Here is a 22,049-nt window from a genome sequence, read left to right as displayed (position 1 = left end):
CGCGGTCAGGGGAGCTTGCGGAGGGCGTCCTCCGCAGCGACCCAGCCGAGCATCGCGCACTTCACGCGGGCGACGTACTTCGACACACCGCCGAGCGCTGCGGCATCGCCGAGCAGCTCGGGGTCGGGGGCGATGCGCCCGCGTGAGCGCATCGCTTCGCGGAACACGGCGATCCGATGCTCGACATCGGCGACCGGGAGGCCCTCAACGAGCTCGGCGAACAACGAGGCGGATGCCTGCGAGATCGCGCAGCCGTGTCCTTCCCACGCGATCGCCTCGACGGTGCCGTCCGCCGCGGTGTGCACCTGCAAGGTGATCTCGTCTCCGCAGGTGGGGTTCAGCTGGTGGGACTGCGACGGCACGGCGTCGCGCAGCCCGAAGCCGTGCGGGGTGCGGGAATGATCGAGGATCAGCTCCTGGTACATGCCCTGCAGGTCGGACGAGGCCATCATGCCCTCCGGAAGAAGTCGATGCAGCGGGCGACGCCGTCGATGACGGCATCCACCTCGTCCGCGGTGTTGTACAAATAGGTGCTCGCACGCGTCGACGAGGTGACGCCGAGGCGGCGGTGCAGCGGTTGTGCGCAGTGATGACCGACGCGCACGGCGATGCCGGCGTCGTCGAGGAACTGCCCGACATCGTGCGAGTGAATGCCGGCGACATCGAAGCTCGCCAGTCCCACCCGCGGAAGGTCGATTCCCGCGCCGAGCACACGCACGCCGTCGAGGGCCGAGAGGCCTTCGACGAGCCTCGCGCCGAGCTCCGCCTCATGCGCGGCGATCCTCGGCATCCCGACTCCCTGCAGGTACCGCACCGCCTCGGCCAGTGCCACGGCCTGCGACACGCGCTGCGTGCCCGCCTCGAAGCGCTGGGGCGGCGGAAGATACTCCGCCTCGGTCGTGGTGACCGTGGTGATCATCGAACCGCCCGTCAGGAACGGCGGCATGATCTCAAGCAGCTCGCGACGCCCGTACAGCGCGCCGATGCCGGTGGGACCGAGCATCTTGTGTCCCGACAGCACCGCGAAGTCGACATCGAGCGCGTGCACGTCCAGCGCGACATGCGGAGCCGACTGGCAGGCGTCCAGCAGCACGAGTGCTCCGACGGCGTGTGCGGCGGCGATGAGCTGCTCGACGGGGTTCACCACCCCGAGGACGTTCGACACGTGCGTGAACGCCACCAGGCGCGTGCGTGGTCCGATCAGCTCGGCCGCGGCATCCATGCGCAGCGCGCCGTCGTCGTCGAGCGGGATCACCCGCAATGTCGCGCCCGTGCGCGCGGCGAGCTCCTGCCAGGGGATGAGATTGGCGTGGTGCTCCATCTCGGTCGTCACGATCTCGTCGCCCGGGCCGAGGCGCAGCCGGGCGCTCTCGGCGCCGCCGCGGCCGATCGACGCGTTCGAGAACGCGTAGGCGACCAGGTTGATCGCTTCGGTCGCGTTGGAGGTCCAGACCACCTCGTCCTCGTCGGCGCCGATGAACTCGGCGAGAGCGGTGCGGGCGTCCTCGAACGCGAGCGTCGCCTCGGCGGCCAGCGTGTGCGCACCGCGGTGCGCGGCCGAGTTGAGCGTCGTGGTGAACGCGCGCTCGGCATCGATCACCGAGAGGGGACGCTGCGAGGTCGCCCCCGAGTCGAGGTAGACGAGCGGATGCCCGTTGACCCGCGTCTGCAGGATGGGGAAGTCCGCACGCAGGCGCTGGACCTCCTCATCGCTGAACGCAGGGGGAGACGCGGTACCGATGCTCATTGTTCTAGCCTCTCATCCGCTGGCGGTGCTGGGGCCGGCGGGCGGGACGGGGTCGTCAGCCGCTGACGTTGATGACGATGTAGATCTCGGTGCCGGCGCGGTGCATCGTGCCGGACTCGGGATCGGTGCTCTGGGCCTTGGTCAGGCCATTGGGCACACCGTTCCAGAACGGTGCGTAGTCGACCGTGAATCCGGCATCCTCGAGCTTCTGGCGCGCTTCGTCGCGGGTCAGTCCCGCAACATCGGGCACCTCGAACAGCTGCGGTCCCTTCGACAGGGTCAGCGTCAGCGCGTCACCGGGGCGCCAGCTGCCCCCACCGGGACGATCGGTGCTCTGGCGGATCACCGCGCCTGCCGCCACCGAGTCGCTGAACTCCTCGGGACGCTCGTCGGCGACCTTCAGCCCGGCATCGGAGAGGGTCGTGATTGCGTCGTCGAGCGACTTTCCCGTGACGTCGGGAACCGGACCGAGCGACATCTGGATCAGCGCCGTGTCGTCCTCGAAGACGTCGCAGCCGGTACCGCACGCGTAGCTCTCATCGCTGCCCCGCGGGGTGATCCGCACGTTCAGCACCAGATCGCGGTCGAGGTCGGCGAAGTAGCTCGCCGTGTCGTCCTCGACGTTGACGTTGTTCGCGGTGAGGATGTCGCGCACCTCTTGCTCGGTCTTGCCGCCCAGATGCGGAAGCGTGTGCTGAGCGGGACCGGACGACACGACGAGCGTGACCGTGCTGTCCTGCTCGACCCGTTCGCCCGCGCCGGGCCGTGATTCGATCACGTCGCCCTCGTCGACATCCACAGAGGACTCGTCGGTGCGTTCGGGAATCAGTCCCTCGGCCGTCACGACCGCCGCGGCGTCATCGTAGCTCATCCCAGCGACCGACGGCACGCCCACGAGCGATCCCGGACCCGAACCGAACCACCAGCCGATGCCTCCGGCAGAGACCGCCAGCAGCAGCACGAGCGACAGCAGGAGGGCGCCGCGCGCGCGACGTCGCGACGTGCGGCGCCGTAGCCGGGCCGCGTTGTCGGCATCCACCGGGACGTCCTCGGTGTGGTCGGCCGTGATGACACCCGGAAGGATCTTCGTGACCGCACCGGAGTCGTGATCGCGGTGCGCCGCGGTGGTCGTGGTGACCACGGGCGCGATGCCCAGATCGCGTTCGATCTCGCGCAGCCGGGTGAGCATGGCGCCCGCATCGAGCGGGCGATCGTCGGGGGACTTCTCGGTCGCCCACAGCACGAGCTCGTCGAGCTGCTCGGGGACTGCCGTGTTGCGCGTGCTCGGCCGCGGCACCTGCTCGGTCGCGTGCTGATACGCGATCTGCATGGGCTGCTCGCCCTTGTACGGCTGTTCGCCGACGAGCATTTCGTAGAGCATGATGCCCAACGCGTAGATGTCGCTACGGGCATCGGCTGTGCCGCGGGTGACGAGTTCTGGTGCCAGATAGGCGATCGTGCCCAGCAGCTGAGCGCCCGTGGCGGTGTTGGCCGTCGTGGCGCGGGCCAACCCGAAGTCACCGATCTTGATGCGGCCGTCCTCGGCGAGCAGCACGTTCTCGGGCTTGACGTCACGGTGCACGATGCCGGCGCTGTGCGCGGCGGCGAGTCCGGACAGCACGGCGTCCATGATCGTGATCGTCTGCGGGACGGTGAGACGCTTCTGCTCGCGCATCAGCTCGCGCAGGGTGATGCCCGGAAGGTACTCCATCACCAGGTACGCCAGCTCGCCGTCCTGACCCTGGTCGAACACGTTGACCACGTGCGGGTCGGCGAGTCGGGCGGCGGCGCGCGCCTCTTGGATGAAGCGGCTCTGGAAGGCCGAGTCGTCACTGAGGTGCGCGTGCATCACCTTCAGGGCGATGCGCCGTTCCAGGCGCATGTCGGTGGCGACGTAGACCGTCGCCATCCCGCCTCGTGCAATTCGTGCGCGTACCCGGTATCGGCCGTCGACAAGCCGCCCGATGAGGGGGTCGGCCTGCGGAATAGTCACAGATGAAGTCTATGAAGAAGCGGCTGTGAGGCTCGGCAACGGCGCACCTGCACGAGGTATCGATCCGGTGACGTCCGGCGCGTCATCGGCGTGTCGCGCTCAGAGGGAGGCCAGCCAGCGGAAGGACTGCTGCTCCCACTGGCCGTACCGATCGGGGTATGCCGAAATCTGCACGGCCTGTGCGGCGCCGGTGAACGACATGTTCTGCCAGCCCGAGATGTCGAGCAGGCCGCGCGTCGCACGCCCGTTCGGGTCCTGCGGTCCGCCGTAGAAGACGCGGATGCTGCGATCGGCGTCGAGGATCTGAGCAGCCGTTCCCCAGCCCTGACTTGGGCGCTGCTGGAACAGGCCCAGCGAATCGCGATCGCCGTAGTCGAGGTTGCGCATGGAGGACTCGACCATGGCGGTTGCCAGCGCGATCGCGATGCCGCGGTCGGAGATGCCCAGCTCGCGCCCGACACGGATGATGTGGGCGGCGTGCGCCTTCTGGGTCGCGTCGAGCGTCGCGTAGCGTTGGGCGTTCGCCGCCGCTGCTGCCACCGGCGCGCTCAGGCGCAGCGTCTGGCCGGGATAGATGATTGCGCCGCTGCTCAGGTTGTTCGCGCGCAGCAGCACGCTCACCGACGTTCCATACTTCTTTGCGATGCCGTAGAGGGTGTCGCCGGCGACGATCCGATGAGTCTTCGCTGGGGAGGGCGTGCTGGGCGTGCCCGTGGTCGGGGCGCCCGTCGTCGGTGTGGACGGAGCGGATGCCGTTCCACCGATCCGCAGCTTCTGGCCCGGGTAGATCACGGCGCTACGACCCAGGCCGTTCGCGGACACGATGGCGCTGACCGAGGAACGGTACTTCTTTGCGATCGCGTAGACCGTGTCGCCCCGTTTCACGGTGTGCACTGCGCCTCCGGTCTGCGTGACCGGCTGTGGAGACGACGTCTTCGGTGGCTGTTGCGCGGTCGCCGGCGGTGTCAGGCGGAGCTTCTGGCCGGGGTAGATCACCGAGCGTGCGTTCAGGCCATTCCAGTCGAGCACGTCGGCGGGGCGGAGTCCGTTGCGGATCGCGATCGCGTACACGGTGTCACCGGCGCGGACGGTGTGTGTTGTCGGACGCGTGGATGCCGGGATGACCGCCGCCGCCGGGGTTGGCGTCGCAGCGTGCGGACGCGGACTGAGCGCGGTGGGGCTCAAACCCGTGAGATCGGCGGTGCGAGCAGCGGGCGCGCTCGGTTGCGCGTGTGCGGGTGAGACCGTCAGGGCGGCGGCGAGGGCGCCGACCACGGCTGCGGGTGCACCGAATCGGAGCGGCGCGGTGTGCGAGGTGCGAGCCGTCATGTCAATCTTCTCCCCCTGAGTCGCTGAGAAAACGCTGACACGGTTGTATAGCGTTGTCAACCGAAGTGGCAGAAGTGAAATCTGTTACTCATGTGGTTTCGGCGCGTTCGACGGTGCCAACGGCGCGGTGTCGGCCCCGGGGTGAGATAGTGGAGGGGTGACTGAGAACGCACCGGATACCTCCGCCTGGCTGACGATTCCCGAACTCGTCGACGCCCTTGACGAGACGCCGGGCCGCGTACGCCGCCTGCTCGACGAGCGCTACCTGATCGGCTCGCGCCGCGGTGGTGCGTTCGCCGTTCCCGCGGTATTCATCGCCGACGGTCGGCCGCTACCCGCGCTGCGCGGCACGGTGATCGTCATGCAGGACGCCGCGTTCTCGGACGACGAGATCATCGATTGGCTCCTGGCCGAGGAAGAGACTCTCGGCCGCTCGCCGATTGCCGCTCTCCTGGCGGGCCATAAGAGCGAGGTTCGACGCGTGGCGCGCGCCCTCGCGTAACCCCGTTCCCCGCGTGTGCGTGATGTGACCGACTGCGGTCACGCGGAACGGGCGATCGCGGCCTGCGCCAGCGCACCCAGCTCGTCGGCCGCGCCGGACTCGACCGGTAGCGCGACCAGCGCCCGCTCCGCGGCCGCGGTGTAGTCGTCGATCATCTTCTCGACGTGGGTGAGCGCGCCGCTGGAACGGATCAGCGTCTGAATCGTCTCGACTTCAGCATCCGATAGTCCGGCATCGCCGAGGCCGGCATCCAAGCGCTCGCGTTCCTCCGGCGTCAGCCGCTCGCGCGCGACGGCGACGAGCGCGGTGCGCTTGCCCTCGCGCAGATCGTCGCCGGCGGGTTTGCCGGTCACTGCGGGGTCGCCGAACACGCCGAGCACGTCATCGCGCAGCTGGAAGGCCATGCCCACGGGGTGTCCGAACGCGCGCAACGCGTCGAGCAATCCAGGCTCGGCGCCGGCAAGCGTCGCCCCGAGCACGATCGGCTCCTCGACGCTGTACCGCGCCGACTTCAGTGCGGCCACGCGCAAAGCCCGGTCGAGCGGCGAGGTGGTCGGAGAGGTGTTCCACGCCGACTCCTCGGTGACATCGAGCAGCTGGCCGATCGTGACGTCGCGTCGCATCCGGGCGTACTCGGCACGGGCGGCAGCGGCATGCGGATGCCCGACAAGGGTCTGTTCGAGCAGGTCGTCGCTCCAGGCGACGAGCAGGTCTCCGAGGAGCACGGCGGCGGAACGGCCGAACGCCTCGGCGTCGCCGTGCCATCCCGCCCGGCGATGCGCCGCCTCGAGCGCGCGGTGCGACGCCGGCTTGCCGCGGCGGGTGTCGGAGTTGTCGATGAGATCGTCGTGCACGAGCGCGGCGGACTGGAAGATCTCCAGCGCAGCAGCCATGCCCCACACCTCGTCCTGCGGGCTCGCGACGCGCCCGGATGCCGCATACCAGCCCGCGTGGCAGAACCGGGCGCGCAGTCGCTTGCCGCCGGCCAGTGTGGCGGCTGCCGCATCGATGAACAGGGCGGCGTCGGGGCCGTACTCGGCACTGCTGCCGCGGATCTCATCGAGGAAACGGCCGAGGCGGGCGGCTACGGCATCGAGCGCGAGCGAAGAAGACACGATTCCCAGCCTAGATGCAGGAATCCGGGGGTGCTCGGCTAGCCGAGCGGGCCGCGCGCGGCTAGACTGGATAGACCGAACCGAGGGGGTTGGACATGCCTCTTTCCGAACAAGAGCAGCGCATGCTCGACGAGATGGAGCGCCATCTTCTGCAGCATGACGCAGACGTGGTCAGCGCGCCGACAGGCGACCGCGCGCTGAGCTACCGAAACCTGGTCTACGGGGCCGTGCTGCTGCTCGTCGGCGTCGGTGGTCTCATCGCCGCCGTCGCGCTCGGCGCCAGCCTGGGCCCGGTCGGCAGCATCGTCATCGGTGTCGTCGCGTTCCTCGCGATGCTCGGTGGTGTCATCCTCGCGTTCACCCCGGTGCGACGCGCCGGCGGCGGCGCGCCCGCACAGGCCCCGCGCGGCGGCGCCAGTCCTCAGGACACCTCGTTCATGGACAAGATGAACGACCGCTGGGATCGGCGCCAAGAAGAACGTTGATCTGATCCGCTGACAGAGCCCGGATGCATAGCATCCGGGCTTTTCTGCGTTTCGGCGGTGATTTTCCTCCACTGTCCTCCACCCCGTGAATCCGCGTGATCACGGGGTTTTTGCCGCCCGAACCGGGAGGTGCCTGGGAATGCGTCAGAAAGGGGGAGTGAAAGTGGAGGGAAGTGGAGTAAAGTGGTGCGCACCTCGGTCGGCCGGACGCAGGGGGGTGATGACCGGTGCTTTTGGGGACGCATTCGCCGAAGCTCGATGACAAGGGCCGGGTCATCCTGCCCGCGAAGTTCCGCGAGGATCTCGGCGGGGGAGTCGTCGTCACCCGCGGGCAGGAACGTTGCCTCTACGTGTTCAGCACCGCCGAGTTCGAGCAGCTCCATGAGCGCATCCGTCAGGCCCCACTGAGCAACAAGCAGGCGCGGGACTTCCTGCGCATGTTCCTGTCGGGTGCGAGCGCCGAGATGCCCGACAGTCAGAACCGCATCACGCTCCCCGCCCACTTGCGCCAGTACGCCGGCCTGGGCAAGGAGCTGGTCGTCACCGGAGTCGGCGCCCACGCCGAGATCTGGGATGCGGCCGCCTGGAACGACTACCTGGAAAGCAATGAAGAGTCCTACGCCGATCTGGAACAGGAGGTGATTCCCGGATTGTTCTGACCCCGGTTGTGATGCCTCGCCGCTCCGCCCCGACACACTTCCCCGGTGCCGGGTCGAGCGGAGAGGAATCAGAGCCGGAGGTCACGGGAGAGAGATCATGAGTATCCGCGACATACACACACCTGTACTGCTGGACCGCTGCGTCGAGTTGCTCGAGCCCGCACTGCGACATGACGGTGCCGTGCTCGTCGACGCCACCCTCGGCATGGGAGGACACTCCGAGGCGTTCCTGGAGCGCTTCCCGAACATCCGCCTGATCGGACTCGATCGAGATACTGACGCGCTGCGCATCGCCGGTGAGAGGCTGGCGCCGTTCGGGGACCGCGTGACGCTCGTGCACACCGTGTACGACGAGATCGGCCTGCACGCGCAGGGCGCCGACGCGATCCTCTTCGACCTGGGCGTGTCATCGCTCCAGCTCGACGAGGCGGACCGCGGTTTCGCGTACTCGAAGGACGCACCGCTGGACATGCGGATGGATCAGACGAAGGGGCGCACGGCGGCGAGCATCATCGCCGAGTACAGCGAGGGGCAACTGCGACGCATCTTCGAGCGCTACGGCGAAGAGAAGCTGGCCGGTCGCTACGCCCGTTTCATCGTGGCGGCGCGCGACAAGCAGCCGATCGTCCGATCGGGTGAGCTCGTCGACCTGCTGGTCGCCGCGACGCCGGCCGCCGCACAGCGCGCCGGTCACCCCGCCAAGCGCGTGTTCCAGGCGCTGCGTATCGAGGTCAACTCCGAACTGAGCGTGCTGGCCGACGCGATTCCGTCCGCCATGGACGCACTGACCGTCGGCGGTCGCATCGCCGTGATGTCTTATCAGTCGCTGGAGGACCGACTGGTCAAGCAGGCCTTCGCCGCCGCCTCGGCATCGACCGCACCACCAGGGCTTCCGGTCGAGCTTCCCGAGCACGCTCCACGCTTCCGGGTGCTGACGAAGGGGGCCGAGCTCGCCGATGACGACGAGCGCGCGCGCAATCCGCGTGCGATCCCGGTGCGCCTGCGGGCAGCCGAGAAACTGCGAGAGCCGACATGAGCCTGCAGACCGCACGTGCGCATCCGCAGGAGACCCCGCGGTCAGAGCCGCGGCGGCGCCTGCGCGCGCTGGTCGCGCCGGAGCCGCGGCGGCGACCGAAGGTCGCCTACGCCGCACTCGCCGTCGCGGGGGCCCTCGCCATCGGCGCAGCGCAGGTGGGGATCTCGTTCGCGACCACGCAAGACGCCTTCGTGCTGGCACAGCTCACCAGCCAGCAGCACGATCTCGACCTGCAGAAGCAGGCGCTGCACGAGAACATCGTGGGATTGAGCTCGCCGCAGTCCTTGGCCAGCAGGGCCGACACCCTGGGGCTCGTCGTCGCTGGTTCGGCGTCGTACCTGCGAGTGAGCGACGGAACCGTGCTCGGGTCCGGAGATGTCGCCGACTGGACGTCGACGGTCAACCCCAACGGCTCCACGTCGGTGGGCAACGCGCTTCTTTTGCCGCCGCCGCCCGAGACGCCGCCGCAGGACGAAGCACCGGCCGATGACGCCTCGGCGTCGGACACCGGGCCCGCGCTGCCACCGACCGTCACCGACGGACTGCCCTCGCCCACGACCCGATAGCCGCACTGAAAGCACGCCCGGACGGAGAACCGCATGACGACACGAGCCACCCGCGGTCCGCGGCGCCGCACCGTCGTCGCCCTCGCCGTCGTCCTGATGGTGCTGGCGGCGTTCATCTTCCGTCTGGTCGACATCCAGATCGTGCATGCCGACGAACACGTCGCCCAGGGCGTCAACGACGGCAATCTCGGCACGACGAGAACGATCGAGGGCACCAGGGGAGACATCGTCGACGAGCACGGCACCGTGCTGGCATCAAGCGTGCTGGTCTACGACGCCGAACTGTCGCCGTTGGTCATCGAGCAGGTCGAGAACGATCCGAAGAAGAAGCCAGAGATCCCGTGGTCAGAGGCCAGCGAACGAATCGCACAGGTCACCGGGGACGACGGCGCGGAACTGCGCGCCGCGGTTGAGGAGCGCCTCGCGGAGAATCCGGAGTCGCAGTATCTCCCGTTCGCCAAGGGGCTCAACACGGAGCAGTATCTCGAGCTGCGCGAACTCGATCTCGTGTATCTGCACATGAAGCCTCGCTCGGTGCGGGTGTATCCGAACGGCGCGGTCGCGGGGAGCGCTGTCGGTTTCCTCAATGGGTCAGGAGAGGCGCAGTACGGTATCGAGCGCATGCAGGACCAGTGCCTGTCGGCGACCGACGGCGAAGTGACGTACCTTCGCGGCCAGGGCGGCGTCAAAATCCCGGGCAGCGAACGCACGACACCTGCGGTGGACGGCGGAACCGTGCAGCTTACGATCGACAGCGACCTGAACTGGTACCTGCAGCAGATGATCGCTGAAGAGGCGAAGAAGCAGGGCGCGCAGGCGGGGTCGGTCACGGTCGTCGAGGTGGCGACGGGCAAGATCCGTGCGATGGCCGAGTACCCCACGGTCGACCCGAACGACATCGACTCGGTCTCGCAGAAGTACTGGATGTCGCAGATCTTTGCCGATGCCTACGAACCGGGATCGACGTTCAAGCCGGTCACCGCGGCCATGGTGATCGACCAGGGAGCTGCCACGCCGCTCAGCAGCGTCACGGCGCCGTCGCGCGAGGTCTTCCCCAACGGGGCGGTCGTCAACGACCCGTTCTACCACCCGGTGTACGACTACACCTTCGCGGGGGCGCTGATCGACTCGTCCAACGTGTCGATGTCGAAGTTCGGCGCGAAGGTGTCGGCGCAGTCCCGCTACGACTACCTGCAGCGGTTCGGGGTCGGCGACGCCACCGGGGTCGGTTTTCCTGCGGAGCAGCAGGGACTGATCCACGACCCCAACACCTGGGATAACCAGACGCTGTACACCACGACGTTCGGCCAGGCCTTCACCGTCACACCGGCGCAGATCGCTGGTGCCTATCAGGCGCTCGGCAACGGCGGGCTCAAGGTCCCGCTCTCGCTCGTGGAGTCGTGCACCCTCGCTGACGGCACCGTCGTCAAGCCAGATTCTCCCGAGCCGGAGCAGATCGTCTCGGAGCAGACCGCCGACCAAGTGAACCGGATGCTGGAGAACGTCGCCGTACAGGGCGGACTGGCCAGCGCCGTCGAGGTGCCCGGCTACCGGATCGGCATGAAGACCGGTACCGCACAGAAGCCCGACGGCAAGGGCGGATACAAGCCGGGCATCTACTTCACCAACATGGCGGGGATCGCTCCGATCGAGGATCCGCAGTACGTCGTTCTGGTCACGTTGGACGAGCCGACTAAGATTAGGACTTCGGCGGCCACCGCCAGCGCCTTCCAGAAGGCGATGACGCAGGTGCTGAAGACGTACAAGGTCGCGCCCTCGTCGCAGCCGATGGATGAGCTGCTTCCCAAATTCGACTAGCCGGCGACCCGCCGCCGCGCATGGAGATGCCACATGATCGCCCTGTCGCTCGCAGAGATCGCCGAGATCCTCGACGGTGAACTGCGCCTGTTCGGAACCGATACCGAGGCCACGGTCGTCGACGGAAACGTCGACACCGATTCGCGCGAGATGACGCCGGGCGCCATCTTCGTCGCCAAGCCGGGTGAGCACACCGATGGACACCGCTTCGTCGGTTCGGCGGCCGCCGCCGGTGCCGTGCTCGCGATCGTCGAGCGTCCGGTGGAGGCGGGCATCACCCAGATCGTCGTCTCGGATGTCATCGACGCGCTGGCGGCGTTCGCCCAGGCCGTCGTGGCGCGCGTACGCGCTGCCGGCGACCTGAAGGTCGTCGGCATCACGGGATCGAACGGCAAGACCACCACGAAGAACTTCCTTGCGCGCATCCTCGCCGACGAGGGTGAGACGATCGCTCCGGTGCGTTCGTACAACAACGAGGTCGGCGCTCCGCTGACCATGCTGCGGGTGACCGAGAGCACCAGGTTCCTCGTCAGTGAGTTCGGCGCAGCAGGCGCCGGCAGCATCGCCCGGCTCGCAGGGCTGGTGACGCCGGACGTCTCGGTCGTGCTCATGGTCGGCCTCGCTCACGCGGGCGGTTTCGGCGGCATCGAGGCGACGGCCGAGGCGAAGTCAGAGCTGGTCACTGCGGCGCGTGCCGACGGTACCGCCGTGCTGAACATCGATGACCCGCGCGTCTGGGCGATGCGCGATCTGGCGCTCGGACGCGGGATGTCAGTGGTCGGGTTCGGGCAGAACTCCGGCGCCGACGTGCGCGCCGAACAGCTAGAGGTCACCGCGTCGGGTACCTCGTGCGTCGTCCTCGCGGGTGGCGAGAGCGCGGCCCTGCGCCTCAAGGTGCTCGGTGCGCACCACGTGAGTAACGCCCTGGCGGCGATCGCTGCGGCCCGCGTGCTCGGTGTCTCCACCGCGGATGCCATCGCGCGCCTCGAGACGGTCGAGATCGCCGAGCGTTGGCGCATGCAGCCGATGGGTGGCGAGGGCGTGCAGATCATCAACGATGCCTACAACGCCAGCCCCGACTCGATGGCCGCCGCGCTGCGCACCCTCGCGCAGATCACCGGTCCTGACGAGCGGACGGTCGCCGTGCTCGGTGCCATGAGCGAGCTCGGCGAGACCGCCGGCGATGAGCATGACCGCATCGGCCTGCTCGCGGTTCGACTGAACATCCGCCGTATCGTCGTGGTCGGTCCCGAGGCGCGACGGCTGTATCTCGCCGCCGTCGGCGAAGGATCGTGGGACAGCGAGGCGGTGCACCTGCCGGATCAGGATGCTGCCTTCGAATACCTCAAGACCGAGCTGCGTGCGGGTGACCGCGTGCTGGTGAAGTCATCCAACTCCGTCGGGCTCCGGCACCTCGGCGATCGTCTGGGAGAATTGTTCTCGTGAGATCCTTGCTCATGGCGACGGCGATTTCGCTCGCCTTCACCCTTTTCCTCACCCCCGTCTTCCTGAAGATCTTCCGCCGGATCGGCTGGGGGCAGGTGATCCGCACCCCGGAGGACATCTCCAACCCGAGCCACGAGGCCAAGCGCGGTACGCCCACCATGGGCGGCGTGATCTTCATCCTCGGCACGATCGTCGGATACTTCGCGGGCACCTTCTTCGGCGGTACGACTCCGGCGCTGTCGGCGATCCTGGTGCTCTGGCTGATGGTCGGCTTCGGCGTGGTCGGATTCGTCGACGACTACATGAAGGTACGCAGCCAGCGCAGCCTGGGATTGTCGGGCTGGCGAAAGATCGTCGGGCAGCTGCTGGTGCTGATCCCGTTCGGCGTGGTCGCCCTGAACTTCCCCAATGCCCTCGGCCAGTACCCGGCCAGCGGCCACGTATCGCTGTTCCGTGACATTCCCTGGCTCAACCTGTTCGCGTTCGGCGCCGTGCTCGGGTGGATCCTCTACCTGCTGTGGATCGCCATCCTCGGCGTCGCTACGTCGAACAGCGTCAACCTCACTGACGGCCTCGATGGCCTCGCCGCCGGTGCGGGTGTCTTCGTCGTCGGCGCCTACAGCTTGATCGCCTTCTGGCAGTTCAAGCAGTCCTGCGTCGGACAGGCGATGGCGGCGGCCGGCTGCTACGAGGTGCGCGAGCCCCTCAACCTCGCCACAGTCTCGGCTGCATTCGCCGGCGGACTCGTCGGTTTCCTGTGGTGGAACGCACCCAAGGCCAAGGTCTTCATGGGTGACGTCGGGTCGATGGCGATCGGCGGTGTCATCACTGCCATGGCAGTCCTGACCCGCACCGAGCTGCTGCTGCTGGTGATCGCCGGTATCTTCGTGCTCTCGTCGGGCTCGGTGATCCTGCAGCGCGCCTACTTCAAGCTCACCCGCGGCAAGCGCCTGTTCCTGATGAGTCCGTTCCACCACCACCTCGAGATGCGCGGGTGGGCCGAGGTCACGATCGTCGTTCGGCTGTGGATCATCGCGGGGCTCCTCGCCGTCTCGGCCGTCGGCCTGTTCTACGTCGATTGGCTGATCCAGGTATGAGCGCGCGTCTGGACGGCCTCACCAGCTGGCATGCCGACTGGTCGGGCCTACGCGTCGCCGTGCTGGGCCTGTCGATGACAGGGTTTTCGGTGGCCGACACCCTCACCGAACTCGGTGCCGAAGTGCTCGTGCTCTCCGAGGGGGCATCCGAGGAGTACGCACGTCTGGTACCGGTGATCGGAGCGCGGCTCGAACTGGGGCCGCTCGATGAGGTCCCCGATGCGCTTCGAGCGTTCGACCCGGAGGTCGTCATCGCTTCACCGGGCTTCGCTCCGGCGCATCCGATCGTCCGCTGGACGCGCGAGACCGGTATCGCGCTGTGGGGCGACATCGAACTCGCGTGGCGCGTGCGCGACAAGGTCGTGCGCGCCGACGGCACCCCCGCCGAGTGGGTGCTGATCACCGGAACCAACGGCAAGACCACCACCACGCAGCTCACGGCGACGTTGCTGAGCGCCGGCGGTCTGCGTGCCGCGCCGTGCGGCAACATCGGCGTTCCCGTGCTCGATGCCGTTCGCGACCCGGGCGGATTCGACGTGCTGGTGGTCGAGTTGTCCAGTCATCAGCTGTGGTACTTGGGGCAGTCCGAGCCCGCGGGCCAGCCGATTCCCTATGCGGCGACGTGCCTGAACCTCGCCGACGACCATCTCGTCTGGCACGGCAGCGCCGACGCCTACCGTGACGCGAAGGCCGTCGTCTATCGCAACACCCGCATCGCCTGCGTCTACAACAAGGCAGACCTCGTCACCCAGCACATGGTCGAGGAGGCCGACGTCGTCGAGGGCGCTCGGGCGATCGGCTTCGACCTTGGCACGCCGGGGCCCAGCGACCTGGGGGTCGTGGACGGCATCCTCGTCGACCGCGCCTTCCACGCCGATCGTCGCCACAGCGCACTCGAGCTGATCACCGTCGACGAACTGCGCTCGGTCGGGCTCTCTGCGCCGCACATCGTGATGAACATCCTCGCGGCATCGGCGCTGGCGCGCTCGCTGGGAGTCGAGCCGGCCGCGATTCATGACGCGCTGCGCACCTTCGAGCTCGACGCGCACCGGATTCAGCTCGTCGCCGAGCATGCGGGCATCCGCTGGGTCGACGATTCGAAGGCGACGAACCCGCACGCCGCTGCTTCGTCACTGCGCGCGTACCCTGGTGCGATCTGGGTCGTCGGCGGTGACCTCAAGGGCGTCGACCTTTCGGACTTGATCGCCGAGGTCGGCGTCGGCGCCGGCGCCGCGCTGATCATCGGCATCGACCGTGAGCCGGTGCTGACCGCGTTCCAACGACACGCGCCACTCGTGCCCGTGTACGAGGTCGTTCCCGGTGACACTGGAGAGGTCATGGATCGCGTCGTGGAGCTGGCGGCGGAGATCGCCGAGGGGCAGGGCACTGTGCTCCTGGCACCCGCGGCGGCATCCTTCGACCAGTTCACGGGATACGCGGACCGGGGAGTGCGCTTCGCGCAAGCGGTGCGCACATGGATCGAGCGGGGGAGCGCGGATGACGCAGAGGAATCGCCCGCGCAGCGCTGACGGCGAGCCCGTCGACGAGCGCCGCGGACTCGCGGCCCGGGTGACACTCGGAAGGCTGTTCACCCCGCCCTCGACCGAGTTCGTGATGATCGCCTCCACGGCGGTGCTGCTCACGTTGTTCGGCCTGGTGATGGTGCTCTCGGCGACCAGCGCGAATCCGACCGCACCGTTCGACGACGCACTCAAACAGGGCATCTTCGCGTTGATCGGCCTGCCGCTGATGCTGCTGATCAGCAGGCTCCCGGTGAAGTTCTTCGGCCGCATCGCCTGGCCGGCACTGATCTTGGCCACGGCGATGCAGCTGCTCGTCTTCGTGCCCGGAATTCGGGTGTCGTCCTACGGAAACACCAACTGGATCAAGATCGCAGGCTTCCAGCTGCAGCCCTCGGAGTTCCTCAAGCTCGCGCTGGTGCTGTGGATCGCCTACGTGCTGCTGCGCAAGCAGGCCCGACTGGGTATCTGGCACCACGTGTTCATCCCGGTCGTGCCCGTGTCTATCCTGGTGATCGGCACCGTCATCGGCGGTAGCGACCTCGGTACCGCGATGGTGCTCGTGCTCGCCGTGCTGGGGTGCCTGTTCTTCTCGGGCGTGAAGCTGCGTCTGTTCATCCTGCCGCTGGTCCTCGGCGTCATCGTGGTGCTCTTCTACGCGCTCTCCAGCGAGAATCGCATGACGCGCATCCTTGCGGCGCTCAATCCCGAGGCATGCGATATCAAAGACGAGTGCTATCAGGCGGTGCACGGCGTGTGGGGCATGGCCAATGGCGGCATCTTCGGCGTGGGCCTCGGCAATTCCCAGGAGAAGTACGGCTGGCTGCCCGCCGCCGCCAACGACTACATCTTCGCGATCGTGGGCGAGGAACTCGGCCTGATCGGCAGCCTGATCGTGTTGGCGCTCTTCGGCACCTTCGCCGTCGGAGCGTTCCACATCATCCGCAAGACGGATGACCCGTTCATCCGGGTGGCCACCGGCGGCATCGTCGTGTGGATCGTCGGGCAGGCCCTGATCAACATCGGTGTCGTGCTGCGTGTCTTCCCGGTGCTCGGCGTGCCCCTGCCGTTCATGTCGCAGGGGGGCACGGCGTTGCTGTCGGTGCTGATGGCGTGCGGTGTGCTGTTGGCGTTCGCCCGTACCATGCCCGCCTCAGATCCTTCCGCACCCGAACGGGGTAAGGTCGCCAGGGTGTCTGTACCGAGCGAGCGAAGCGAGACGAAGTGACCACGTACCTCCTGGCCGGCGGCGGCACCGCCGGCCATGTCAATCCGCTGCTCGCCGTCGCCGATCTGCTGCGCGAGCGCGAGAGCGCCGACGTGCTCGTGCTCGGCACGCGAGAAGGACTGGAAGCGCGTCTGGTGCCCGAACGCGGCTACGAGCTGCTGATCGTCGACAAGGTGCCCTTTCCTCGCCGTCCGAACCGTGACGCCCTCGCCTTTCCCTCGCGCTTCCGTCGTGCGGTACGACAGGTGCGCGACCACATCCGCGAACGCGGCGTGGACGTGGTGGTGGGGTTCGGCGGATACGCCGCGGCTCCGGCCTACGTAGCCGCGCGCCGAGAGAACGTGCCGTTCGTCGTACATGAGGCCAACGCCAAGCCGGGCCTGGCCAATGTACTCGGAGCTCGTCGGGCCGCCGCGGTCGGCGTCGCCTTCGAGGGCACGCCGCTCAAGCGCGGAGAGGTCGTGGGCATGCCTCTTCGTCGCGAGGTCGTCGACCTCGACCGCCAGGCGCTGCGCGCCGAAGCCGCGGCGGAGTTCGGGCTCGACCCCGAACGCCCGGTGCTGTTGGTCTTCGGTGGGTCGCTGGGAGCCCTGCGTCTGAACACGGCCTTCGGCGATGCCTGGCGCGACGTGCTGGACACGGGCTGGCAGTTGCTGCACGCCACGGGGGAGCGCAGTGACCTCGCCGACCCCGACGTGCCCGGCTACACACAGCGCCGTTACATCGACCGCATGGATCTCGCCTTCGCGTTGGCCGACCTGATCGTGTCGCGCTCGGGATCGGCGACGGTCAGCGAGATCAGCGCGCTCGGCATCCCCGCCGTCTACGTTCCCTATGCGGTCGGCAACGGTGAACAGCGCCTCAATGCGGCCTCCGCGGTCACCGCTGGGGCGGCCCTGCTGATGGACGATGCGGGCTTCGACGGCGACGCCGTGCGCGAACGCATCGTGCCGCTGCTGTCGGATGCCACGCGTATCGCCGCCATGGCGGAGTCCGCGCAGTTCGTCGGCACCCGTACGGGCACCGAGAACCTCGTCGCGCTCATCGATCGCGCACTGGCGCAAAAGTAGACTGAGGACGCCATGATCAGACCTGACCTTTCTCTTCCCATCCCCGAGACGATCACCTCCGCCCACTTCATCGGCATCGGTGGCTCGGGCATGAGCGGCCTCGCCCGGATGTTCCTCGATGCGGGCATCCGCGTGTCCGGCTCCGACCGCGCCGACAGCGACAACCTGCGCGCGCTGGCCGCGGCGGGGGCCACCGTGCATGTCGGACACGACGCAGCGCACCTCGGCGACGCCGACACGATCATCCACACGGGAGCGATCTGGCCCGAGAACCCGGAGTTCGTCACGGCCAAGGAACGCGGACTGCACGTCATCCACCGGTCGCAGGCGCTGTTCTGGTTGATCGGCGGCAGTCGACTGGTCTCGGTCGCCGGCGCGCACGGCAAGACGAGTTCGACCGGGATGTTGGTGACGGCTCTGCAGGCGCTGGATGCGGACCCGAGCTTTGTCAACGGCGGAGTGATCGAGCAGCTGGGCGCGTCGAGCGCCTCAGGAACCGACGAGCTGTTCGTGATCGAGGCCGACGAGTCCGATGGCACGTTCCTGCTGTACGACACCTCGATCGCGTTGATCACGAACGTCGACCCCGACCACCTCGACTTCTTCGCCTCGGAGGACGCGTTCTACGATGCCTTCGTCCGCTTCGGCGACGAGGCCCGTGAGGCCGTCGTCATCTCCAGCGACGACCCCGGTGCGCAACGCGTGCGCGCCGGTCTCGGGCATCCGCATGTCGTGACCTTCGGTCAGGCCGCGGATGCCGATGTGCGCGTGAGCGACATCGAGACCGCCGGCGGTGTCTCTGCCACGTTGAGCCACGCGGACGCGTCGGCGCGCATGCAGCTGGCTGTACCCGGTGTGCACAATGCGATCAACGCCGCCGGTGTCGTTGCCGTTCTGATCACGCTGGGCTACGCACTGCCCGACGCCGTGCGCGCTGTCGAAGGGTTCGCCGGCACCGTCCGTCGGCTCGAGCTGCATGGCGAGGCGCGCGGCGTGCACGTCTACGACGATTACTCGCACCACCCGACCGAGGTTCGCGCGGCGCTCGAGGCCATGCGCGGCGTCGCCGGCGCCGGCCGGGTGATCGCGATCCAGCAGCCGCACACGTATTCGCGCACGCAGCACATGTACCGCGAGTTCGCCGAGGTGCTGGAGGAGCTTGCCGACCACACGGTGATGCTCGATGTGTACGGTGCGCGTGAAGACCCGGTCCCCGGCGTGACGGGTGAGCTGGTCAGCGGCGCGTTCACCGACCCGTCGCACGTGCACTACGTGCCCGAGTGGCAGGCCGCCGCCGACTACACGGCGCAGGTCGCCCGCGATGGCGACTACGTCGTCACACTCGGCTGCGGCAACGTCTACCAGATCATCCCGCAGGTGCTCGACGCACTTCGGCGCATCCCCGAGGCCTGATATGCGACGCCCGGCACCGCTCCCGGCGTCGGCGGACGAGCCTGGGCGGGACCGCTCCGAGGACGGCGCCGACACGCGTGAGGATGCTACCCGGCCCGCTCGCGCCCGGCGCGGACGCAACGAGGGCTCCGCGGTTGCGGAGGCACCGCACGCCCCGGATGAGAACTCGATCACCGAGGTGATCGAGCCTGTCGCCAGTAGGCCCGCCGCTGAAGAGTCCGTCGCTGACGGACGTGAGGAGAGCGAGTCGACGGATGCTGAGGTGCGCAGCACCGAGGTGTGGCGCGCGGCCCGTGCCCGGCGCAAGGCGCTGCGTGCTGAGATCCGGCGGTTCACGCAACGATCCCGTCGACGTCGTATCGTCTGGTGGGCTTCGCTCGGTGCCGTCGCAGCGCTCGTGCTCGGCAGCGTGGTCGCCGCCTACAGTCCGTTGTTCGCGGTGCGCGAGATCACGGTGGTCGGTGCTGAGGCGGTGGATCCGACCGAGGTTCAGCAGGCGTTGCAGGGGCAGCTCGGTGTGCCGCTGGCACTGGTGGACGGCGCCGAGGTGAAGTCGGCGTTGACGGAGTTCCCCATCATCGAGACGTATGCGCTGGAGGCGCGGCCCCCTCACGAGCTGCTGGTGCGCATCGTCGAACGCACGCCGATCGGCGTCGTGAAGTCGGATGCCGGGTACTCGCTGCTCGACGCGGCCGGTGTCGTCCTCGCGACCACCCCCAAGCGGCCGAAGGGACAGCCGCGGCTGGAAGTTGCGGGAGGCATCGAATCTGCCGCGTTTCGCAGCGCGGGACTGGTGATGCGATCGCTGCCCGCGGATCTGCGCGAAACCGTCACCGAGGTGCGGGCTTCCTCGGGCGACGACGTCAGCTTCAGCACGAGTGACGGCAAGACCGTCATCTGGGGTGGCGAGGGGGACTCGGTGCGCAAGGCAGAGGTGCTGGTGAGCCTGATCGAGGCCGCCCCGGACGCCCGTACGTTCGACGTCTCATCGCCTACGGTGCCCGTCGCGGGATGAGCCGCCGGCGATCCCGGCGACACGCCGTGTCGTTGCGCGCGCGTGCGTGGCTTGCGCATACCGTCGAAGTCGAGAACGCAATACCGGGAAACAGTTTAACCCTCTTGTTGAGGTTTAAGGTTAGTCCCACGTCAGGCTCGAATATCGGAGGCCGGCCATGAGCCAGAACCAGAACTACCTCGCCGTGATCAAGGTCGTCGGCGTCGGCGGTGGCGGCGTCAATGCCGTCAACCGGATGATCGAACTCGGACTCCGCGGTGTGGAGTTCATCGCCGTGAACACCGATGCGCAGGCGTTGCTGATGAGCGACGCCGACATCAAGCTCGACGTCGGACGCGAACTCACCCGTGGCCTGGGCGCGGGAGCAGACCCCGAGGTCGGCCGGCGCGCAGCCGAGGATCACGCCGAAGAGATCGAGCAGGCGCTCACCGGTGCCGACATGGTCTTCGTCACCGCGGGTGAGGGCGGAGGCACGGGCACCGGCGGCGCACCTGTCGTCGCGCGCATCGCCAAGTCGATCGGCGCACTCACGATCGGTGTGGTCACCAAGCCGTTCTCCTTCGAAGGCCGTCGACGCCAGAGCCAGGCCGAGCAGGGTGTGGCCAAGCTCAAAGAAGAGGTCGACACTCTCATCGTCGTTCCCAACGACCGACTTCTGGAGATCAGCGACCGCGGCATCTCGATGATCGAGGCGTTCGCGACCGCCGACCAGGTGCTCCTGGCCGGTGTGCAGGGCATCACCGACCTGATCACCACCCCCGGACTCATCAACCTCGACTTCGCGGACGTCAAGTCCGTCATGCAGGGAGCGGGCTCTGCCTTGATGGGCATCGGTTCCGCGCGGGGCGCGGACCGGGCGATCAAGGCAGCAGAGCTTGCCGTCGAGTCGCCCTTGCTCGAGGCCTCGATCGAAGGTGCCCATGGTGTGCTCCTGTCGATCCAGGGTGGATCGAACCTCGGCATCTTCGAGATCCACGATGCGGCAGACCTCGTCAAGGAAGCGGCGCACCCCGAAGCGAACATCATCTTCGGAACCGTCATCGATGACACTCTCGGCGACGAGGTGCGTGTCACCGTGATTGCCGCCGGGTTCGATGGTGGCGCCCCGTCGCCCCGTCTGGAGCCGATGATCGTCGAGCGCTCGACGGCCGCTCCCGTGCCGGACGTCGAGGTCGAGCAGAAGCAGGAAGTCGAGTCCGAGGCGCCCAAGCCTGCGGCCCCCGCTGGGCCCGCCGCGGTGGCGCCGAGCCTGGAGCCGGCGTTCAGTGACGACGACATCGACATTCCCGAGTTCCTGAAGTGACGCTTGCAGCGCGGTTGTCGGCGATCGACGATCGCATCGCCGACGCCGCGCGCCGCGCAGGACGTGACCCGGGGGAGATCACCCGCATCGTCGTGACCAAGTTCCACCCCGCCTCACTGGTGCGTGAACTGCACGCGCTCGGTGTTGCGGACGTCGGCGAGAACCGTCAGCAGGAGCTCACGGCGAAACGCGCGGAACTCGACGATCTCGACCTGCGCTGGCACTTCATCGGTCAGGCCCAGACGAACAAGGCAGCTGCAATTCGCCGGGCATCCGACGTCGTGCACTCCGTCGATCGCACCCGCCTCGCGGACAGTCTGCACCGAGCTGCGGACGATGAGTCACGGCTCGACGTGCTGGTGCAGGTCAACCTGACGCACGATGCCGGTCGGGGCGGCACCACAGTCGCCGACGCCGAGCGCCTCACCGAGCACGTGCTCGGTCTCGACTCGTTGCGACTGCGTGGAGTGATGGCCGTAGCGCCACTTGATGAGGATCCCGCAGCGGCGTTCGCGCGCCTGCGTGACGTCGCAGACGGCATCCAGCGGCTCGCCCCCGAGGCCACCTGGATCTCGGCGGGCATGACCGGTGACTTCGTCGAGGCGATCAACGCGGGTGCGACACACCTGCGGATCGGTTCCGCAATCACCGGGCCGCGCCCCGACCGGGGTTAGCCTGAAGGCCAGACCAGCCCGCATCGTTCGAAC

The 22,049-nt window shown here is 68.0% G+C and carries 20 protein-coding genes; 15 read left to right on the top strand and 5 right to left on the bottom strand.

The features are described 5' to 3' along the window. Nucleotides 1-5: 5 nt before the first annotated feature. From sufU to JF543_RS10950, 4 genes are all read right to left on the bottom strand, one after another. Nucleotides 6-449: a Fe-S cluster assembly sulfur transfer protein SufU gene (gene sufU / locus JF543_RS10965; RefSeq protein ID WP_206824087.1), complete on the bottom strand. Its 444-nt coding sequence runs from the start codon at nucleotides 447-449 to the stop codon at nucleotides 6-8. Further along, nucleotides 449-1,747 (bottom strand): aminotransferase class V-fold PLP-dependent enzyme, encoded by a 1,299-nt coding sequence (locus tag JF543_RS10960; RefSeq protein ID WP_206824086.1) that lies wholly within the window; start codon nucleotides 1,745-1,747, stop codon nucleotides 449-451. The genes sufU and JF543_RS10960 overlap by 1 nt, the downstream gene beginning before the upstream one ends. Nucleotides 1,748-1,802: 55 nt before the next feature. Then, nucleotides 1,803-3,740: a Stk1 family PASTA domain-containing Ser/Thr kinase gene (pknB, locus tag JF543_RS10955; RefSeq protein ID WP_347401143.1), complete on the bottom strand. Its 1,938-nt coding sequence runs from the start codon at nucleotides 3,738-3,740 to the stop codon at nucleotides 1,803-1,805. Between the two features lie 99 nt (nucleotides 3,741-3,839). Next, a complete protein-coding gene (locus JF543_RS10950; RefSeq protein WP_206824085.1) occupies nucleotides 3,840-5,069 on the bottom strand; it encodes a LysM peptidoglycan-binding domain-containing protein in 1,230 nt (409 codons plus the stop codon). A gap of 157 nt (nucleotides 5,070-5,226) precedes the next feature. On the opposite strand from JF543_RS10950, the gene JF543_RS10945 reads away from it, so the two are divergent. Next, complete coding sequence (locus JF543_RS10945; RefSeq protein ID WP_179410522.1) at nucleotides 5,227-5,571, top strand: Rv2175c family DNA-binding protein; 345 nt, start codon at nucleotides 5,227-5,229, stop codon at nucleotides 5,569-5,571. A 38-nt stretch (nucleotides 5,572-5,609) separates the two neighbouring features. Here the strand turns inward: JF543_RS10945 and JF543_RS10940 are convergent, their stop codons facing one another. Further along, on the bottom strand, nucleotides 5,610-6,686 hold the full coding sequence (locus JF543_RS10940; protein ID WP_347401142.1) for a polyprenyl synthetase family protein: 1,077 nt from the start codon (nucleotides 6,684-6,686) through the stop codon (nucleotides 5,610-5,612). 95 nt (nucleotides 6,687-6,781) lie between these two features. On the opposite strand from JF543_RS10940, the gene JF543_RS10935 reads away from it, so the two are divergent. The 14 genes from JF543_RS10935 (at nucleotide 6,782) to JF543_RS10870 (ending at nucleotide 22,016) form a co-directional block, all read left to right on the top strand. After that, a complete protein-coding gene (locus JF543_RS10935) occupies nucleotides 6,782-7,171 on the top strand; it encodes a DUF3040 domain-containing protein (RefSeq protein ID WP_179410523.1) in 390 nt (129 codons plus the stop codon). 227 nt (nucleotides 7,172-7,398) lie between these two features. Beyond that, nucleotides 7,399-7,830, top strand: a complete 432-nt coding sequence (mraZ, locus tag JF543_RS10930; protein ID WP_179410524.1) for a division/cell wall cluster transcriptional repressor MraZ — start codon at nucleotides 7,399-7,401, stop codon at nucleotides 7,828-7,830. 97 nt (nucleotides 7,831-7,927) lie between these two features. Then, nucleotides 7,928-8,866, top strand: coding sequence for a 16S rRNA (cytosine(1402)-N(4))-methyltransferase RsmH (gene rsmH, locus JF543_RS10925; protein ID WP_206820263.1), 939 nt, complete (start codon nucleotides 7,928-7,930; stop codon nucleotides 8,864-8,866). Further along, complete coding sequence (locus tag JF543_RS10920) at nucleotides 8,863-9,432, top strand: hypothetical protein (RefSeq protein WP_206820265.1); 570 nt, start codon at nucleotides 8,863-8,865, stop codon at nucleotides 9,430-9,432. Before rsmH ends, JF543_RS10920 begins: the two co-directional genes overlap by 4 nt. Nucleotides 9,433-9,465: 33 nt before the next feature. Further along, on the top strand, nucleotides 9,466-11,250 hold the full coding sequence (locus tag JF543_RS10915) for a peptidoglycan D,D-transpeptidase FtsI family protein (protein ID WP_206824078.1): 1,785 nt from the start codon (nucleotides 9,466-9,468) through the stop codon (nucleotides 11,248-11,250). 33 nt (nucleotides 11,251-11,283) lie between these two features. Then, on the top strand, nucleotides 11,284-12,696 hold the full coding sequence (locus tag JF543_RS10910) for a UDP-N-acetylmuramoyl-tripeptide--D-alanyl-D-alanine ligase (RefSeq protein WP_206824075.1): 1,413 nt from the start codon (nucleotides 11,284-11,286) through the stop codon (nucleotides 12,694-12,696). Continuing rightward, nucleotides 12,693-13,793: a phospho-N-acetylmuramoyl-pentapeptide-transferase gene (gene mraY, locus JF543_RS10905; RefSeq protein ID WP_179410529.1), complete on the top strand. Its 1,101-nt coding sequence runs from the start codon at nucleotides 12,693-12,695 to the stop codon at nucleotides 13,791-13,793. Before JF543_RS10910 ends, mraY begins: the two co-directional genes overlap by 4 nt. Next, entirely contained in the window at nucleotides 13,790-15,322 is a 1,533-nt protein-coding gene (murD, locus tag JF543_RS10900) for a UDP-N-acetylmuramoyl-L-alanine--D-glutamate ligase (RefSeq protein WP_206824072.1), read from the top strand. Before mraY ends, murD begins: the two co-directional genes overlap by 4 nt. Further along, nucleotides 15,291-16,541 (top strand): peptidoglycan glycosyltransferase FtsW, encoded by a 1,251-nt coding sequence (locus JF543_RS10895; protein ID WP_179410531.1) that lies wholly within the window; start codon nucleotides 15,291-15,293, stop codon nucleotides 16,539-16,541. Before murD ends, JF543_RS10895 begins: the two co-directional genes overlap by 32 nt. Continuing rightward, nucleotides 16,538-17,611: a UDP-N-acetylglucosamine--N-acetylmuramyl-(pentapeptide) pyrophosphoryl-undecaprenol N-acetylglucosamine transferase gene (locus tag JF543_RS10890; protein WP_206549590.1), complete on the top strand. Its 1,074-nt coding sequence runs from the start codon at nucleotides 16,538-16,540 to the stop codon at nucleotides 17,609-17,611. The genes JF543_RS10895 and JF543_RS10890 overlap by 4 nt, the downstream gene beginning before the upstream one ends. Before the next feature lie 12 nt (nucleotides 17,612-17,623). Then, on the top strand, nucleotides 17,624-19,024 hold the full coding sequence (gene murC, locus JF543_RS10885; RefSeq protein WP_179410533.1) for a UDP-N-acetylmuramate--L-alanine ligase: 1,401 nt from the start codon (nucleotides 17,624-17,626) through the stop codon (nucleotides 19,022-19,024). Between the two features lies 1 nt (nucleotide 19,025). Then, nucleotides 19,026-20,039, top strand: a complete 1,014-nt coding sequence (locus JF543_RS10880) for an FtsQ-type POTRA domain-containing protein (RefSeq protein WP_206549592.1) — start codon at nucleotides 19,026-19,028, stop codon at nucleotides 20,037-20,039. 157 nt (nucleotides 20,040-20,196) lie between these two features. Next, nucleotides 20,197-21,342: a cell division protein FtsZ gene (gene ftsZ / locus JF543_RS10875; RefSeq protein ID WP_206824070.1), complete on the top strand. Its 1,146-nt coding sequence runs from the start codon at nucleotides 20,197-20,199 to the stop codon at nucleotides 21,340-21,342. Next, a complete protein-coding gene (locus tag JF543_RS10870) occupies nucleotides 21,339-22,016 on the top strand; it encodes a YggS family pyridoxal phosphate-dependent enzyme (RefSeq protein WP_206824062.1) in 678 nt (225 codons plus the stop codon). The genes ftsZ and JF543_RS10870 overlap by 4 nt, the downstream gene beginning before the upstream one ends. The last annotated feature ends 33 nt before the right edge of the window (nucleotides 22,017-22,049 follow it).

It is taken from the genome of Microbacterium esteraromaticum (genome assembly GCF_017303215.1).
Lineage (GTDB): Bacteria > Actinomycetota > Actinomycetes > Actinomycetales > Microbacteriaceae > Microbacterium > Microbacterium esteraromaticum_C.
The sequence above is the reverse complement of the archived record's forward strand: the minus strand, read 5'-3'. Positions and strand labels throughout refer to the sequence as shown.